The 14,702-nt window shown below is 40.9% G+C and carries 16 protein-coding genes and 1 pseudogene; 5 read left to right on the top strand and 12 right to left on the bottom strand.

Annotation, left to right across the window (positions count from 1 at the left end):
- Positions 1–29 precede the first annotated feature (29 nt).
- The 7 genes from EWV60_RS13170 to EWV60_RS13140 form a co-directional block, all read right to left on the bottom strand.
- Positions 30–2,102: an AAA family ATPase gene (locus EWV60_RS13170; protein WP_287232688.1), complete on the bottom strand. Its 2,073-nt coding sequence runs from the start codon at positions 2,100–2,102 to the stop codon at positions 30–32.
- Positions 2,103–2,167: 65 nt separating this feature from the next.
- Entirely contained in the window at positions 2,168–2,344 is a 177-nt protein-coding gene (locus EWV60_RS13165) for a hypothetical protein (protein ID WP_002737666.1), read from the bottom strand.
- A gap of 101 nt (positions 2,345–2,445) precedes the next feature.
- Positions 2,446–3,036, bottom strand: coding sequence for a 3-isopropylmalate dehydratase small subunit (gene leuD, locus EWV60_RS13160; RefSeq protein ID WP_002773071.1), 591 nt, complete (start codon positions 3,034–3,036; stop codon positions 2,446–2,448).
- A 104-nt stretch (positions 3,037–3,140) separates the two neighbouring features.
- Entirely contained in the window at positions 3,141–3,584 is a 444-nt protein-coding gene (locus tag EWV60_RS13155) for a class I SAM-dependent methyltransferase (protein ID WP_016514791.1), read from the bottom strand.
- A gap of 5 nt (positions 3,585–3,589) precedes the next feature.
- Positions 3,590–4,141, bottom strand: coding sequence for a bifunctional adenosylcobinamide kinase/adenosylcobinamide-phosphate guanylyltransferase (cobU, locus tag EWV60_RS13150; protein ID WP_002755665.1), 552 nt, complete (start codon positions 4,139–4,141; stop codon positions 3,590–3,592).
- A 48-nt stretch (positions 4,142–4,189) separates the two neighbouring features.
- Complete coding sequence (locus EWV60_RS13145; RefSeq protein WP_016514790.1) at positions 4,190–4,567, bottom strand: phosphomannose isomerase type II C-terminal cupin domain; 378 nt, start codon at positions 4,565–4,567, stop codon at positions 4,190–4,192.
- Between the two features lie 183 nt (positions 4,568–4,750).
- Positions 4,751–6,034 carry a flotillin family protein gene (locus EWV60_RS13140; RefSeq protein ID WP_287232684.1) on the bottom strand — a complete coding sequence of 428 codons (1,284 nt, stop codon included), beginning with the start codon at positions 6,032–6,034 and terminating at the stop codon, positions 4,751–4,753.
- A 125-nt stretch (positions 6,035–6,159) separates the two neighbouring features.
- On the opposite strand from EWV60_RS13140, the gene EWV60_RS13135 reads away from it, so the two are divergent.
- The gene (locus tag EWV60_RS13135; protein ID WP_287232682.1) at positions 6,160–7,674 is read left to right on the top strand and encodes a SagB/ThcOx family dehydrogenase; all 1,515 of its coding nucleotides are present in this window, start codon (positions 6,160–6,162) and stop codon (positions 7,672–7,674) included.
- Positions 7,675–7,755: 81 nt separating this feature from the next.
- Here EWV60_RS13135 and dndE read toward each other — a convergent pair whose 3' ends face one another.
- From dndE to EWV60_RS13120, 3 genes and pseudogenes are all read right to left on the bottom strand, one after another.
- A complete protein-coding gene (gene dndE, locus EWV60_RS13130; protein ID WP_002735106.1) occupies positions 7,756–8,154 on the bottom strand; it encodes a DNA sulfur modification protein DndE in 399 nt (132 codons plus the stop codon).
- 150 nt (positions 8,155–8,304) lie between these two features.
- Positions 8,305–8,478, bottom strand: a pseudogene (locus tag EWV60_RS13125) (transposase family protein); the annotation flags it as partial.
- A 149-nt stretch (positions 8,479–8,627) separates the two neighbouring features.
- Positions 8,628–8,885 carry a CRR7 family NDH-1 assembly protein gene (locus tag EWV60_RS13120; RefSeq protein ID WP_002773081.1) on the bottom strand — a complete coding sequence of 86 codons (258 nt, stop codon included), beginning with the start codon at positions 8,883–8,885 and terminating at the stop codon, positions 8,628–8,630.
- Between the two features lie 81 nt (positions 8,886–8,966).
- On the opposite strand from EWV60_RS13120, the gene EWV60_RS13115 reads away from it, so the two are divergent.
- The 4 genes from EWV60_RS13115 (at position 8,967) to EWV60_RS13100 (ending at position 12,493) form a co-directional block, all read left to right on the top strand.
- A complete protein-coding gene (locus tag EWV60_RS13115) occupies positions 8,967–10,391 on the top strand; it encodes a protein adenylyltransferase SelO (protein WP_043997144.1) in 1,425 nt (474 codons plus the stop codon).
- 688 nt (positions 10,392–11,079) lie between these two features.
- Complete coding sequence (locus EWV60_RS13110; RefSeq protein ID WP_287232679.1) at positions 11,080–11,703, top strand: sulfotransferase family 2 domain-containing protein; 624 nt, start codon at positions 11,080–11,082, stop codon at positions 11,701–11,703.
- 210 nt (positions 11,704–11,913) lie between these two features.
- Positions 11,914–12,171: a hypothetical protein gene (locus tag EWV60_RS13105; RefSeq protein WP_287232677.1), complete on the top strand. Its 258-nt coding sequence runs from the start codon at positions 11,914–11,916 to the stop codon at positions 12,169–12,171.
- A gap of 49 nt (positions 12,172–12,220) precedes the next feature.
- On the top strand, positions 12,221–12,493 hold the full coding sequence (locus tag EWV60_RS13100) for a clan AA aspartic protease (protein WP_287232674.1): 273 nt from the start codon (positions 12,221–12,223) through the stop codon (positions 12,491–12,493).
- 148 nt (positions 12,494–12,641) lie between these two features.
- On the opposite strand, the gene EWV60_RS13095 is transcribed toward EWV60_RS13100, so the two are convergent.
- Both EWV60_RS13095 and EWV60_RS13090 read right to left on the bottom strand, forming a co-directional pair.
- Positions 12,642–12,929 carry a hypothetical protein gene (locus EWV60_RS13095; RefSeq protein ID WP_002755636.1) on the bottom strand — a complete coding sequence of 96 codons (288 nt, stop codon included), beginning with the start codon at positions 12,927–12,929 and terminating at the stop codon, positions 12,642–12,644.
- Between the two features lie 101 nt (positions 12,930–13,030).
- Positions 13,031–14,692: a purple acid phosphatase family protein gene (locus tag EWV60_RS13090; RefSeq protein WP_287232672.1), complete on the bottom strand. Its 1,662-nt coding sequence runs from the start codon at positions 14,690–14,692 to the stop codon at positions 13,031–13,033.
- Between the last annotated feature and the right edge of the window lie 10 nt (positions 14,693–14,702).

The following is a 14,702-nucleotide window of genomic DNA, read 5'->3' as shown; positions in this document are numbered from 1 at the left end:
AATTTAGTTATAACAACAGAATTTAGCAGTCAGGAGGAAAATCGATTAACTTCGATAATTTCCGTATATTCAAAATTATTAGGACTGCGTTTAACCAGAGAATAATCAACACCATGAAGATTAATTAAATCCTCTTGACAATCTGCTTTCGGAGAATTATAAACTAACACATATTCTTTACCAATATAGGGAGAAATCTCGGTTTCTACTTCTCCTCTCCATTGAGTTTTTGTCACTAAAACAACTAACTGATTGGCTAATTTAGGAATAGCGATCGCGACTTGCCGACGATAGATATGATCAAGACTACCAAAAGGGGAATCCATCACCAGAGGAAAAGTGCTGCTATCAATTCCCATCAAAGTATTTTTCTGACTCCATTCTCGCACTCGATCGATAATTCCCCCGATAAAAGATAAACTAAGAATCTGATTTTCTCCGGTAGAAGCTGCCACGGGAATTGCGAATCCTGTGGTATTTTCTAATAGTCTTACCTCGTAATCGGGACTAATACGGGGAATATAGGGAGTAAAAGAAATTGAGCTAAAGATTTCCTGTACCCGTTTTTCTAAGGACAAACGAAACTGATTTTCTAATCTCTGTCTTACCTCACTAATGCGATTAATTGCCTCTTGAGTCGCTAAAATACGTCGTTGTCCTAAATTAGATTTTTCCTCTTTTTGTTGCTGTTTTTGTACCTGTTTTTGCAGGGATTCTAACTCTTTCTCATAGATATCTAGTTGATTTTTATTGCTGCCCTGTTCCAAGCGTAAATCTTTTAGGGAATCCTCGATCGCATCTAAGCGAGATTGCAGATTTTTAATATCTTCATCGGGATAATGGCGAAATTTATCCCGCACTTCATCTAATTCTGATTCTACTAAAGATAATTCTAAGCGCCACTGGTGAATATTAGCTTGATAATTATCCACTTCTTGCCAAAAATCTAAGACTTTTTTATCCATTTCTTTGACTGTGGAAGATAAGCGAATGGCTGCTTCTTCTACATCGGCCATTCCTGCTTTATTCATCCAATCTTGTACCTGTAAATAAGCTTGGCTATTTTCCTGTAATTCCTGACCACAAATACATTTTTTCCGCTCTAATAATTGTTGGACAAATTGCTGTTTGATACCACTGGGTAATTCCCCTTGTTGTCGTAGGCGATCGATTAATTGCTGAAAATTTTGATTAATTTCTTTTAAAAAGACTTGATAAGCTTGCTGAGAAATTAATTTCTTTAACTTATCCTTAGTTCTGACTAAATCTTGCCGCAGATTTCTTTCCTGTTGTTCTAATTTTTCTTTTAACTGTTTTAATTCCTCGGCACCGCTTAACTCTAGTAAGCGATTAGTCACGGCTTTTTTTAATTCTTCTTGCTGGGATAACTGGCTAATAATATCTTGCTGACGCTGTTTTAATTTCTCGAAATCCTGCTCAATTTTACTTTCCTGTTTTAATAACTTTTTTAAATCCGATTCCCCTAAATCTTTAAGCTCATCTTGTAAAGATTTCTTAGCTTTTTTTAAATGCTCGATCGCTCGATCTAATACTTTAACTCCCAATAATTCTTTTGTATCCTCGGCGATTTTACCTTGGCTGCTACTACGAAATTGATGATCGATATATTCCCCATCAAAAAAGAAATAACGGTGTAAACTTTCGGGTAAAATTTGATTAATAATATCCTCCGCTGGTTGATTGGGTGTGTACCAATTACCATCATCACCAGCGTAGAGCATATATAAACTATTTGAACCGTATTTAATCTTACTATTTACATCTTGGTAGGCGAAAAATTTTCGTTTTACCTGATAGCGTTTATTTTCATGTTCAAAGTTTACTTCTGCGGAACATTCTATGGAAGTTCCCGTGGTTACTTCCGTAATTGCCCGTTTATTAACTAATAACTCTGGTTCGGCAAAAGCTGCTGTAAATTTTTCATAAAGAACCCAGGTACAAGCATTTAAAATTGTTGTTTTTCCTGCCCCATTATTGCCATAAATTACCGTCGTATTGCGAGAACTCGCCGCTAAATGTATCTCAGGAGTCTTACCATAAAATTGTCGAAAATTACATAACTTTATTGATAGTAGTTTCATATTTATATGGAGGGGATGATGGGGAAGTTTTTTCAGTAAACCGATAACTGATAACTGATAACTGATTATTGGATTACTTCTTTAATAATTGTTAAAACATCATCATTGATATTGCGAGGATTGCGCTGGTATAACTTATCTCTTTCCAATTTTAAAACGCGATCGATGATTTTTCGCACATCTTCGGGAGCGTTTAAAATCGGTTCTTGGATATTTTGGAGATTATTATCAGGATTAGTCATAGGGCAGATTTTTTAATATTTACAGCTGCTGCATCTCCAACAAAATCCTTGCCGGGGTACGTTAATCTATTGCTAACGCACCCTCAGCCTAGATTGTTTCCCTAGACGAAACTTAAATAGGGTAACTTTTGCGCGGTAGATTGAATCAGATCGAGATTTTGTAACAGCTGTCTGCAGGTATCCCAACCCCCTTCTATTAACATCTGTCGGGAACCTTCATTCATAGACACGGTAGCGACAAAATCCCCCCATTCCACTGTCATGGTTGTCAAGGAAAGATCGACGGGAATTTCGGGATTAGCTGCAATTAAATCCTGTAAATGGGTGATGGTTTTAGCCTCAGCAGTGACACAGGGAACCCCATTAGCGATACAATTGCCAAAAAATATTTCGGCGAAACTTTCCCCGATAATTGCTTGAATTCCCCAACGTAAAATCGCTTGCGGTGCGTGTTCCCGAGAAGAGCCACAACCAAAATTACCATTGACTACCAGAATTTTCGCCCCTTGGTACTGGGGTAGATCGAAAGGATGACTCCCCTGTAAAGCGGCTCGATCATCGGCGAACACTTGTTCGCCTAAACCTTCAAAGGTGATACAACGCAAAAAACGAGCCGGAATAATGCGATCGGTGTCAATATCGTTGCCTCGCAAGGGTAAAGCTCGTCCGGAGATGGTTTTAACTTGACTCATGATCTTTTTCTAACTTTTACTAGCAGTGATAAAAAAGGTGGTTGCATCTTGCCATACCCCCTGATCGGTGGCGTTTTTCTCGATTTCTCGGCGATAATTGTTCACTAGAGTCGCAATTTCGGCAGCCGATAGGCGATCGAACCGCCTTTTTTTAACCATTGATACCATTTTGCCAGCACTGGCGGGATATCGGGGAAAAGTGCAATCGCCAGAGAACAGGTAATCAGATCGAAACTAGACTCGGCAAAGTCAATGGCAGCTATATCAGCGTTAATTAGGTCAATATTCTCGATATTTAATGCTTCTAGCTTTTTTTCGGCTCTGGCAATCATTTCCGGCGTGAAATCAACCCCGATGACACTTTTTACTTTTGGGGCAATTGCGACCGCTATAAATCCCGTTCCCGTTGCCACGTCTAGCACAGATTGTTTTTTTTGTAAATAGAGATAATTTACTAATTTAAGGGCGCGAGCTTGCGTAAAATCGTTATCGTAATCGTGACGACGGGCATAAAAATCAATCACTTGACGCTGATAATCGTTGCTCAACTTCTCTATTGCCCAATTATCGACAAAGACTGACCCAATTGACTTAAATTAAGAGCATGGCCCCCGGTAACTAGATAAACCGCGTCTGCTATTGTGCCAATTCTACGACAGAGATCGCCTAAACGATCGCGAAACAGACGACCGAGGGGATAAGCGGGAACCACACCCCAACCAGTTTCTTCCGCTACCAGAATAACATCAACGGCCGCGTTTTTGAGGGAATACAAGAATCGATCGCTAATTTCTAACCATTCAGCTGCCGACATTTCTAAACAATTGGCTACCCAAGTACCGAGGGAATCGATCAATAAACAGTGAGTAAATGGGCTATTATCAATAGTTTCGCTTAATTGTCGGGGAATTTCTCGGGTTTGCCATTGGGGGGAACGTCGCTGCCGGTGTCTTTCAATGCGATCGCACCATTCTTGATCTTTTTCATCCACCGAGGAGGTGGCGATATAAATAACGGGTTTTTGGCTGATTTTGGCTAAATATTCGGCCCATTCACTTTTCCCAGAACGGGCAGCCCCTGTAACTAGGATAATTTTTTCATCCACGATCGAGATTTTGGCAAATAACTAAAGTATATACGGAAGAAAACTGTCCTATTCTGCATCATCAAAACGGTGAATATCATCATCTCCTAAATATTCGCCATTTTGCACCTCAATCATCACCAGAGGAATAGAACCGGGGTTTTCCACCCGATGACGGGTATTCATGGGAACGTATGTAGATTCTTTTTGTTTGAGGAGAGTTTCTTTTTCATCACAGATTACCCGCGCTGTACCGGAGACGACAATCCAGTGTTCACTGCGATGGTAGTGCATTTGGGTACTCATGTGATGGCCGGGTTTAATGACAATGCGATTGATGCGATACCGGGAACCTTCCTCCAATACCGTCACTGTTCCCCAGGGGGGAGTCCGCGTCATTTCTAGGTCTTGGGGAGAAGGGGAGGGATCATTAATTAAGTCATCCATGGTGGTGGTCTCCAAACTTGATTAACATTCTAGTGGACAATCTCTGGTTTGCAGCTATTAGCTAAAGGTGTGTGGGGTGTGGGGTGATGGGGTGATGGGGAGAATAAATAAAATAATCTATTGAATCCTGTCTCGGAGTCTCCTGTCTCGGAGTCTCCTGTCTCCTGATAACTGATAACTGATTCAAGAGGGCAATTGTTTAAAATCAAAATTTGTGTCTTTACCCTTGACAGATGGCTCGGTTTGTGCTAAGCGATTAGCCATTTGTACCAGATCCACCCCGGTAGCTTGACGCAATTGTTCGGCAAAGGCAGTCATTTTGGGGACAAGATTACTATCACCCCCGTCCACTACCGTCACCGTTTGCACCTGCACTTCTGGGACACTAGCGACCATTAATTTCAGCAATAACTCCAATTTTTGGTATAAAAAGATGTTTTTAGCGTTATTTCCCGCTCCTTGCCAAGAGGCTGCCAGTTTTTTGGTTCCTTCCGCTTGCGCTTTCCCCTGTTCGATAATTTTGGCTGCTTCCCCCCGGGCTTTTGCGATCGCTTGTTGACATTCCGCTGCCGCAGGGGCGATCACATCTGCTTGTAATTGCTGTTTCACCTGCTTAATTCGGGCAGTTTGTACCGCCACTTCTGCCTGTACTTTAGCTAAATCGGACATAACCACCGATTCTACCTCAGCAATCATGGCGCCGCGCTTAGTTTGAGTGTCGCGCACCCGTTTTTCTGCGTCAGCTTTGGCTATTTCTAAATCTTTTTGGATACGACGCAAAGCGGTTAGGCGTAGATTCTCGGAATCCTTGATAATCGATGTTTTTCGGGCTTTTGCTTCGGCTATCCGGGCATCTCTCTGTAATTCGGCTTTTTGCTTCCGTCCGATCGAATCCAGATAACGCACCTCATCGGAAATATTCTGGATCTGCAAACTATCCAAAACTAAACCCAATTTTTCCAGATCCTGTTCCGCTTCTTCTAGGAGACTTTTAGCGAAAGCAATCTGATCGGAGTTTGCTTGTTCTGGGGTTAAATTCGCCAGGACACCGCGCAAATTGCCCTCGAGGGTTTCTTTAGCCAATTGTTCGATTTCCTTGCGTTTCTTGCCCAATAAACGCTCGATCGCATTATGAATAATCGGTTCTTCCCCAGCGATTTTAATATTCGCCACCCCAGTGACGATCAACGGCACACCGCCCTTAGAATAGGCATTAACCACCCTGAGATCGATGATCATGTTGGTCAAGTCCATTCGATACACTTGTTCTAGCATCGGTAAACGAATACTGCTGCCCCCTTTTACCAAACGATAACCGATGGTTTTGCCCGTGGCCGTGGGACGACGACTGCCGGCAAAAATTAAAACTTCACTCGGTTGACAGATGTGGTAATAGTTACGGATGACTAATAAACCCGCACCTGTCCCTAAACCGAAAACTCCCAGTAAAACAGCGATAATTTCCATAGATTTTATGTGGGTGAAATTGGTGATTATCTTTACTTTTAGCCGATCGACTCTCTGGCTGGTTGATTTTTTGGGGGTCATCGATATTAAACTAAAAAGTAAAGCTTAGACAGCCTATCTTTATCATGCCAGATCAGCCAATCTCGATCGCCCAATACTACCACGAGCGTACCAAATACGACCCCCAGACGATCGCCTCAAAAAGTAAAGGTCTTGATTGGAGTCAACAACCCTATCCCTTCAAAGAATACAAAATCGGTCAGACTTTCGATCTCAAACCCTACCTCTCCCGTCAAATAGTTCCCCAAAAAGGAGACTTTTGGCGACGTATATCGCGAATTTTGGGCTGTAGCTATGGTTTAACTGCCAAAATTGCTACTATGGGTAGTCCCTTGTACCTGCGTTCCGCACCCTCTGCTGGTGGATTATACCCCGCCGAGGTCTATCTGATCTCCCGTGGTACGGAATTTTTACCCGCCGGTCTCTACAGTTATCAAGGTCAAAGTCACTCGCTGCTTTTATTCTGGGAAAGTGATGTCTGGACGAACCTACAATCTGCTTGTTTCTGGAATCCTGTTTTAGAAAATACCGATATCGCTTTAGTTACCAGTGCCATTTTTTATCGATCCGCTTGGCGCTACGAGGATCGAGCCTATCGGCGTATTTTCCTCGATACAGGGCATTTATTGGGCAATATTGAGCTATCAGCCTCGATTAATGACTATCGCGCTCATTTAATCGGTGGTTTTAACGATAGTCAGATGAATGAATTGCTTTATCTTGATTCCGAGAAAGAAAGTGTCATGACGGTGATTCCTTTGGCAGATCTGCTCAATATCCGGGAAAATCTCCCCCCTAGTACCACGGCACTCCCTTCGGCAACCACGACTCTTTATCCCAAAATTGCCGAGGGGGAATTATTAAACTCTCTACACCGAGCCACTATCATAGCCACAGATGAGAAGATAGAAGCAACTGTTACCCCGTCTAATTGGGAAGATAAATATAATTTTCCTTTTTGTCTAAAAGTTTCCGTGACATCCCGTCCCGTCAATTGGGGGGAAGATTTAATCGATCTGGAAAGTACGATGCTTAAACGCAGATCTACCCGCGCTTATAGTGGTGCTAGTCTCAGTTTAGACGAATTGCGAGCGCTGCTGCATTTTACCTATCAACCCCAAGATTATGCCGACCAAAATCTCGATCCCAATCCCGATTATTTTGATCTAGATTTATTGGAAACTTTTATCGCTGTTTCGGCAGTAACTGGATTAGAGGAAGGCTGTTATTATTATGCTCCTAAAGCCCAAGAATTGCGGCAAATTCGCTTTAAAAATTTCCAGCAAGAGTTACATTATCTCTGTTTAGGTCAGGATTTGGGACGGGATGCGGCTGCTGTGGTTTTTCATACGGCGGATCTGTCAAAAGCAGTGGCTAAATACGGTGATCGAGTCTATCGTTATCTTCATGCAGATGCGGGTCATTTGGGACAGAGATTAAATTTAGCAGCTATTCATCTGGGGTTAGGGGTTAGTGGTATCGGTGGTTTTTTTGATGATCAAGTTAATGAAGTGTTAGGAATTCCCTCCGATGAAGCAGTTATCTATATCACTACTTTAGGCCGACCAAAAGTTTTTTAAGGTGAGTTTAAACCATTATAAGGATTAAGAATAAACCACAGAGGCACAAAGAACACAGAGGGGAAGATAGATGATTATTGTTTAAGATTCTCTCAGATTTTCCCTCTCTAATTCGATTAAATTATCGATTTTTTTTAGCTTGGCATCCCCAGCAAGATAACCGATACCGCGATGTAAATGTAAGCGAAATTGTTGAGTTAGAGTTTCTTTATCGGTTCCTAATCCGTCTTGATGACAACGTTGTTTGAGGGCAATTAAGAAAATATCGGCCATTTCTCCCCCGAATACTTTCCAAGATAATTCTACATTGCTATCGGCAGGAATGGGAACGGGAGAGGGGAGACTCGGTTCAGCAAGGGAACGACAAAAAGCCCAACGACAGAGGATATTCCATTGGTCAATTTTGGTATAGCGTTTTAATTTTATGAGGCTATCTTTGGCGGTTTGAGATAGTCGAAAACGTTCGATCGGTGATTCCATAATCTATAATTTTACCTCGCTCTGACTGATGATACAATAGTTAGTCATTCTCAATCCTGTTTAATAGGAGAGTGGGAAGTGGGGAGCTTTTTTTCAGTGTTGCCAAAGGCGCGGCGTAGCCGTCCAGTAAACAGTAAACTGATAACTAGCCTCTGATAAATGATAACTGATAACTTTAGCAAACTCTCCTAGCTCTCTATAACCTGAGTATCCTAGCATTGTTCCCAGTATTATTACTACTAATACTATCCATAAAGGGTGTCTTTTTCCTTGATCTTTCCGAAAGTCCTTGACTTGTTTCGGTTTTTCTATTAAGCTCAACATATATTTAAAAAGTTGGCGGTCACTCCTCATCTTACAAAGACAGTGATCGCTTTTACTTTTGATATTCTGATGGGAGAATAAAACAGCCCTACTTGATAAAGGGAGTGTCTGACAGTTTTTAACACCTAACTACTTAATAATGGGTTTCCTTATTTTTCCAAACGAACCACATACCATTGTAGATAACCCTCCTCACCCAGGTCTAACTCGCAGTAATTATCGCGCAGATAGAGAGCTTTTTCCTCAAAACTAGAGAATTTTGCCAATTGTCGAGGACAAATCTCCGGTTTTGCGGCGATTAAATCTTTTAACTTATCCCGCAACTGGTCGGGAGTCTGGAATTGTTCAGATTGATCGGCCTCAAGGACAAGAAAATAGTCCCCTTGATACATAATAGAATCGGGCATCGCTGTTTGATAGTCTCAGTAGAAAAATTTTTGGCTATCTTTATCACTTTATCGCCTCAACGCTCGATCGACACCACCACTATGACAGACCATCTCACCAATCCCTTTCTCAGTCTCCCTTACGAAAGCGCCATGCAGGACTTGGGGGACCAATACTACGATCAAGTTGCGGCTGCGGATTTTCCCCGTCATATCCTTCGTTTTCGCAATGATGCTTTATTACCTTTGGTGGGAATTCAGCCAGAATTAACCTTAGATGAGCATTTTATCGAGGCTTTTGGTAAATTTCAAGCCCTGACCCCCTTTTTAGCCCTGCGTTACCATGGTTATCAATTTGGCGAGTATAATCCTTTTTTGGGAGATGGTCGCGGTTTTCTCTACGGTCAAGTTAGGGGTATTGATGGCAAATTATACGATTTTGGTACGAAAGGATCGGGACGGACCCCCTATTCCCGTCATGCGGACGGTAGGTTAACTCTCAAGGGTGGAGTTAGAGAAGTCTTAGCTGGGGAAGCTTTACGCGGTTTAGGGGTGAATACCTCTCGCTGTTTGAGTTTGGTGGAAACGGGGGAACCCCTCTGGCGCGGCGATGAACCTTCCCCGACGCGATCTTCGGTGATGATTCGAGTTAGTAATTCTCATATTCGTTTCGGGACTTTTGAGCGTTTATTTCATATTAAACGTAGTGATTTAATTAAAAGACTCCTCGATCATGTGATTATTTATTATTATCCTGAAATCGATCCCCAAGATAGCGATCGCTATTTAAAATTTTACGCCGCTTTGATTGAAAGAACCGCTAAATTAGCAGCCCAATGGATGGCCGCAGGTTTTTGTCATGGGGTTCTCAATACCGATAATATGTCAATTACTGGGGAAAGTTTTGATTATGGTCCCTACGCTTTTATTTCTTCCTATAACCCCCAATTTACGGCGGCCTATTTCGACTACGGTGGTCGTTATAGTTACGGTAATCAGCCTTTTATCTGTCGTTTAAATCTAGAGTTACTGCAATCTCCCCTGGCCATGGTTGTCTCCTTGTTAGAGTTAGATATGGCCTTGGCTAACTATGACCAGCACTACAATTTTTATTATCAAAAAATGATGCTTAAAAAGTTAGGTTTTGAGGATATTTTTACTCCCGAATCCGCTTTACTGGTTAGCAAAACTGTGGAAGTTCTCCAAGAAACTGGCCTCGGTTATCACGACTTTTTCTATCAATTAAGTGAACAATTTAATTACGGTTGGCGAGAAAATAGTTCTCTAATTCTTGAAAATATGGATTTACCGAAAGCTGATTGGCAACGTTGGCGAGAGTTATATAGTTTGGTCTTAAATCAATCACCCCCAGATTATTTGTCTCAAATTGACGACACTTTAAAGCATTATAATCCTAAAACTGCTTTACTTAGACCGCTAATCGAATCGGTTTGGGAAGCAATTACTTATAAAGACGATTGGCAACCTTTCCACGAATTAGTGATAAAATTACAAAATAAACAGTAATTAAGTAATAAGTAGTGGTCAAAATTAATTTCTTGGTTAGAATAGGCAAGAGGTAGTTAAATATGTGTAAGCATCTCACCTTTGTAACCTCTAAATCAGGTTTTTATGTCAAGCTATTTTGAAAGCCTTGCTAGAAACCAGTTTTAGGGACAAGTATAATTACTCACTTGCATAAATGAGATGCTCCCCTTATTTAGGTCATTTCCTGAAATGCGTTGGACAAAAATTGACCAGACTTGGCGATCAATGTTTCCCTTCTAACCATTAAGAGTGCCAAAATAATAGTAAAATTTTGTGACAAAGTGCAGTCAGCTCTAAGAATCTTTGCTAGAATTCTAGAAGGCTTCTGTGATAAGTCTCCTTAAAAGAGATTGTTTGCAGTAAACTAATCTGGCTAACACGCTTTTGGGTGTGATATGGGGAAATTTTCTTGCGATTGCGCCCAAATGGAGTGATATACAGAAAGTTGACTCATATCGTTACTCTGGAGAGTGGGCTCTTCTCGACTTTGTGTGATAATTTTTGCTTATGAAATTGTGAAATGTTTACTGGGAAAGACTTTTAGGACTATTTTGTTAAATAAACTATCAGTATAGACCTCGTTTCCACACAGAAACCAGAAGAGCCGAGAGTGTTATACAGAAAGTTGACCTATAATATGTAGTTAGGCACGAGGAGAATAATACGCATGCTGATATCGAGAGAGTACAAGTTTATATTCGTCCATATTTATAAGAATGCTGGCACAAGTATTACAACGGTGCTACGACCATTTGCAATAAGTCCATGGCAGTGGACAGCTCATAGGTTGATAAAAAAGGTGGGCTTTCCTTCTCCTTTCTTTGATCCTCATCCATTTCCTGCGCATGTCAGTGCATCCAAAATAAAAGAGAGTTTTGGAGCAGAGAAATTCAATGAGTATTTTTCATTTGCTGTAGTCAGAAACCCATGGGATTGGCAAGTTTCACTCTACAAATATGCGTTGAAATCAGAAACACATCATCAGCATGAGTTAACAAAAAATTTAGGTAGCTTTGAAGAATATATAAAATGGCGATGTGAAAATGAAGTTAGATATCAAAAAGATTTTATATATGAGAACAATGAGTTGCTTGTTGACTTTGTTGGGAGATATGAAAGCCTAGATAATGACTTCAACGAAATATGCTCTCGCATTGGAATCTCCGTCTCGTTACCAAAACTAAATGTATCAAATACAAAACCATATCAGAGTTACTATTCTGAGAAGAGTAAAGAACTTGTAAAGGAAGCATTTGAACCTGATATTAGGACATTTAATTATGAATTCTAAAAAAGTGCGATCGCCGATCTTGTAGGGTGCGTTTCCTAATCTGACTCCCACTGCTCCACCGATCGATTTTGGGGAACGTACCATGCCCATGGATTGAAGCTGTGAGTTTAAGTACGATGCCGCTCTGGTGGGACCAGTTGAGGAATGTTAGGGAAGATTCCCCATGTTTGGTTAAAATAGAGGGGCAAAAGTCGCCACAGGGTCGCTTCAATGACAGTTCGACAACCCCGCTACAGTAAAGAAGAATTTGCTCGACGTGGTAATGAGATTTATCAATCTCAGGTACGTCCCCAAGTCGAGGAGGGAAATCAGGGGGGAATTGTGGCGATCGACATTGAAACAGGGGCTTTTGAAGTAGCGGATGATTTGATAAGCGCAGCGAAGCAACTTTCTGCACGAGTGCCTGATACTCAGACATGGTTTGTTCGCATTGGGCATTCAGCCGTCGATCACTTTGGCGCAAGCTGAGAACAAAGCCATGATGTAAGGTCGTGTAAATCAAGGGTGTGAGGCGACGTTGGCGATCGCAGTCAGAAACCATGAAACAACGCAGATAGTAGATGCTGTAATTGATACAGGATTTTCAGGTTTTCTCACCTTGCCGTCTGACATAATTGCTAGGTTAGGGTTTATTTGGGAGGGTCGAGATCTTGCGACATTAGGCGATGGGACTTTCTGCACGTTTGAAGTTTACATCGGGCTTGTGATCTGGGACGGGCAATATCGTGAGATTTACATCAACGAATCAGAGACGGTTCCGTTGATTGGGATGCAGCTATTACGAGGATAAGATTTGCGAATTCAGGCAATTGAGGGTGGTTTAGTTACGATCGAAGCGTTGAAGTAGAGTGCGATGCTGAAGGCACTGGGTAGCAGTACGCCATCGCTGCAGCAACGTGAAAGCTAGAATATATTAAGCCCTATACGCTAGATGTTGTCTATGACTGAACGACTTGAGCAGGCGATCGCCCAATTAAAAACCTTGTCAACCGCTCAACTAAATCGGGAATTTTTTGGGTTAATACTGCTTGGGATTGAATTGTTCCTTCAATTTTAGCTGTGATAATTTTGACTTCCGTGATTTCTTTGTGTAGGTTAATAAATTGCTTGTTATTTTCTTCTCTCAGGGTTTCTAGTTGTTGGCGATTATCTTCCTTTAGCGTATCAATTTGCTCGCGGGTGTCTTCTCGCAAGGAACTTATTTGCTCACGGGTTTCTTCTCGCATTGTCGAGAGTAAGTCTTTCAATTATTGAATATCATTGCTGGTAACAGTAGTCATAGAATTAACCCCAAGAGAATCTATTTAACCGGCACTCTTTGATTTTATTATATTTCACCTACGCTAAAAAGATCAAATTCATCAAATTTAATTACCTCGGAGTCAGGATAACGGGTATCAAAACGATAACTGCTCACGGTTCCTTTTTCTGTATCTAAAATGCTAAAAACCGTCAGATCATTACTGGCAATATAGGGTAAAGGTTGATTAACCAAATCCACTAGAGGAGCAATATTCGGGATAATTGCTGGTAATCCATTGGGATTACCGATGGCCGCATAATTTCTATCGAGAGGTACAGGACGTTTTTTATCACCTAAATGAGCGCCATAACTATTACCAACGTTAGAAGATTCAAGAAAATTCATACCCTTAGGACTAAGAAAACGATTCCATAAATGAGAATGACCATAAAAAACCAAATTAACCTTGGCTGATTCTAATAAGGGAATGAGATCACGAATAATATAATCATTTTCTTGGGGATAATCATAACGTACTGATCTAACTTTTCCCGTGGCATCCCGTTCAATTGTCGGCACGGGATCGGTGTAAGGTGGCACGATATTTCCTCCTAGGGTATGGGGAGGATGATGAAACATAACTACTTTATATTTAGCCTCTTGAAATTCTCGACTATTTAACTCTTTTTCTAACCATTGATATTGAGGACTACCCTGAGCAATTGTCTCAAAAATATGCTGACCATAACCCCAGCACTCTGGTCTATCTAAGTCTATTTGATTTTCGTAATATCTTCCCCTTGCACTGGGTTCTAAATTGGGATTTCTCCAGATATTAGTAACATATAAAACCACTAAACGAATATCGCCAAAAGTGAGAGAATAATATTTATTTTGAGGCAAAGAAAAAATTTCTTCGTAGGTTTCTGTGTTAAAAGCATTATTTTTTAGCCAGTTTTCACTAATTGCTGCTGTATCCTCCGCTAGTTGTTTAGCAATAAATTGAGGAATAGCATCTTTAAACTGTTCATTTAAACCTCTAGAAGTAGAAAATCTGCCCATAACTTCATGATTACCAATAGCAGGAAATAAGGGAGCATTTTGAATAATTTCTCCCCCTTTATAAATAGTCTGAATACCATTCTTTGTCAGAGGATAATTAGCACGACCTTGTAAACAGGGAAAAAATGCCCCACCGCGACTATCATCAAACCATTCGGAAGCTCGATCGGGTATATTAACTAAATCTCCTGCTAAAAAAACTGCATCCACCTGTCCAATAGTTTCAATAACTTTTTGTAAATTAGCGGCAGTCATAGGCATTAATTGATGATCGGAAGTGAGCAGAATTTTGAGATTAGTTCCTTTTTTTGGTCTTGGGGTAAGAGTATAAATATCACTTCTAATCGCTTTATTTTCCTGAAAACTGGTGACTTGATAGGGAATCCTTTCCCCCGGATTTAAATCAGTAATTTCGGCCTGATGTCGCCAGATTTCTCGATCGGTTAAAGATTGATAGGCTTCAAGGGTTCTCGATTGAGCATCTTCTCTAACTCTAGTTAATTTGCTAGTACGAGCGGGGTCCATTTTCTCTAGTTTTTCCCCGTAGCGCACCTGATGACCAGTGCCAAAAAATTCCGTAAACCAAATCACTTGTATTGATGTTTCGGTGGGTAATTGTAAAAAAGGTTCGGTTAAAAGTTGCTCCTTGTTCATTGTCGCTAAAAGATAACTGCTGTGCTGCATTTAAACAGTC

The sequence above is a fragment of the Microcystis sp. Msp_OC_L_20101000_S702 genome (genome assembly GCF_007095705.1).
Lineage (GTDB): Bacteria > Cyanobacteriota > Cyanobacteriia > Cyanobacteriales > Microcystaceae > Microcystis > Microcystis ichthyoblabe_A.
The sequence above is the reverse complement of the archived record's forward strand: the minus strand, read 5'-3'. Positions and strand labels throughout refer to the sequence as shown.